The organism is Streptomyces sp. ATLC9, assembly GCF_057196705.1.
Genome location: NZ_JBXUOY010000465.1, coordinates 1 through 2,168 on the forward strand (window position 1 = coordinate 1; position 2,168 = coordinate 2,168).

Consider the following 2,168-nt stretch of genomic DNA (forward strand, 5'->3'; position numbering starts at 1 on the left):
GCGGGGGGCCCGCGCCGCGGCGGCGCCCCGCGCCGCCCCCCCCCCCCCCCCCCCCCCCAACCCCGCCCGTCAGCAACCGAGGTTGCCGCCCGGGGTGGTGCCCAGGATCTGAACGAACCGCTGGTAGTTGTCGATCCGGCTCTGCACCTGTGCGGGATTGCGTCCGCCGCACTCCAGGGAACCGTTGATACTGCGGATGGTCTCGCCGAAGCCGTGACCGCCCACCATCGCGTTGTGCGGGGTCATGGTGCCAGGGCCGCTCTGGGTGTTCCAGTACCACAGGGCGGTCTTCCAGGCGACCGCGGCGTCCCGCTCCACCAGGTGGGGGTTGCGCAGCAGGTCGATGCCCAGCGCGTCGCCCGCCGCCTTGTAGTTGAAGTTCCAGCTGAGCTGGATCGGGCCCCGCCCGTAGTACGCGGCCCGGCCCGCGGGGCAGCCGTAGGGCTGACCGCTGTCGCAGTAGTGCGGGTAGTTGGCGGTGTTCTGCTCCACGATGTGGACCAGGCCGCCGGTCTCGTGACCGACGTTGGCGAGGAAGGCGGCGGCCTCCCGCTTCCTCACCGTGTCGCTGCCGGTGCCCGCGAAGGCCGGGTAGGCGTTCAGGGCCGCCTTCAGACCCTGGTAGGTGTAGAAGGGGTTCCGGCTCGGGAACATCGAGTTGAACTGCGCCTCGCTGACCACGAAGCCCGACGGGTCCGGATCGGTGGGCGGCGGGGTCGTGCCGCCGCAGGCGCCCTGGTCGCTCCAGACCCCGGAGGTGCCGGGCGGCGCCTCGTTCTGGGTCCACCAGCGGGCGGTCCAGTTGTGGCCGTTGTGGGAGACGGTCGTCCCGCCGAGATAGACCGCCGAGGAGCTCCACGGGGTCGCGCACTCGGCGGCGGAGGCGGAGGCCGCGGGCACGGCGACCGCCAGGGCGCCCGCGAGGACGGAGGCGGCGAGACCCGCCATGAGGCGTTTTCTCAGCACTTGAACTCACCTTCCGGCGTGGGGGGTTGACGAACGGGAACACTCAAGCGCTTTGGTCTGCACCAGTCAAGGTACGGACCAGACCCCCTTCCACTGGAGCCCCCGGCGGACCGGCTCCGGGTGCGGGCGCCCCGGAATGAAACGAAGGTCATTCACCTCGATCGTATGAATTGAGACTTCACCCGAATGCCGGTCATCCGGTCGGATCCCGCCTTCGTTGATGTGGACGTGACTCCACCAGACCTGCCTTCCAGGCCCGCGACCCGCCTTCCCGGACCGGGCTGTCGTGAGTGACCAGGGCCCGCACTTCGATCCGTACGGCACGCCCGCGGGCCCGGACCCCGACTGGCACCGCAACGGTGTCCATCCGGATTTCGACCCGTGGTTCGTACCGGAGCAGAGGGCCCCCGCTCCGCCCGATGTGGAAGTCCTCGATCCGTCCTGGGACTTCGAGGCCGAACTCGCCAAGCTGCTGCGGGACTCCGGCCACGCACCGCCCCGGTCCCGCGGCCGGGAGCACGATCCGGCGCACGCCGGGCCCCACCAGCCCTCCGAGCAGCCCCGGGGTGCGGTGCGCACCGGGGCGGAACCGGCCGCGGACGAGGCCACCCGGGTGCTGCGCCGCTTCGACGCCGGGGACACGGGGGAGGCGGGAGAGGCGGGCCGGCCCGGCGGCGCCGCCCGCCGGGTGAGGCGCTCGGCCGCCGAACGCCGCCACCGCCGCAGGCGCCCGACGCCCCACCGGCCGGAACTGTCGCTGCTGCACGTCTTCAGCTACACCGTGGCGGCGCTGACCGCCGGCATCGTGGCGATGGTCAGCGTGCTGGGCGGGCTGGTCTCCTACGACCCCCTGCGCCTGCTGGCCGGGCCCACCGTCCCCGCCGGCCTGGCGCGGTGGTGGCCCCTGCTGATCTACGGGCCCTGGCTCACCGGCTCCCTGTCGATCCTGCGCGCCACCGTGCTGCGGCGCCGGGTCCGGCACTCCTGGGCGGTGGTGATCCTCTTCTCGGCCGTGGCGGTGGCCCTGTGCGTGGCCCACGCCCCCAGGACCCTGACCGGGGTCGCGGCCGCGGGCCTCCCCCCGGTCACCGCCCTGGCCTGCTTCCACCAGCTGGTGGGGCAGATCACCCTCACCCAGCCCCGGCACGCCCTGCCCCGCCGGCCCGCGCCGGCGCCGCGGCGCGGCCCGCTCCCCCGAGGGC

At 73.6% G+C, this 2,168-nt stretch carries 2 protein-coding genes; one reads left to right on the forward strand and one right to left on the reverse strand.

Annotated elements, in window-relative coordinates; all coding sequences use genetic code 11:
- Positions 1-69: 69 nt before the first annotated feature.
- The gene (locus tag AC2CJA_RS26295; RefSeq protein ID WP_484605160.1) at positions 70-948 is read right to left on the reverse strand and encodes a glycoside hydrolase family 19 protein; all 879 of its coding nucleotides are present in this window, start codon (positions 946-948) and stop codon (positions 70-72) included.
- 304 nt (positions 949-1,252) lie between these two features.
- Between AC2CJA_RS26295 and AC2CJA_RS26300 the strand changes: the two genes are divergently transcribed.
- Positions 1,253-2,168 (forward strand): DUF2637 domain-containing protein (locus AC2CJA_RS26300; protein ID WP_484605159.1); only part of this gene is annotated, 916 nt, incomplete at its 3' end.

What these genes read in the sequence shown, in the direction of transcription:
- AC2CJA_RS26295 (WP_484605160.1), bottom strand. Translation starts at nt 948, where the DNA reads ATGGCGGGTCTCGCCGCCTCCGTCCTCGCGGGCGCCCTGGCGGTCGCC.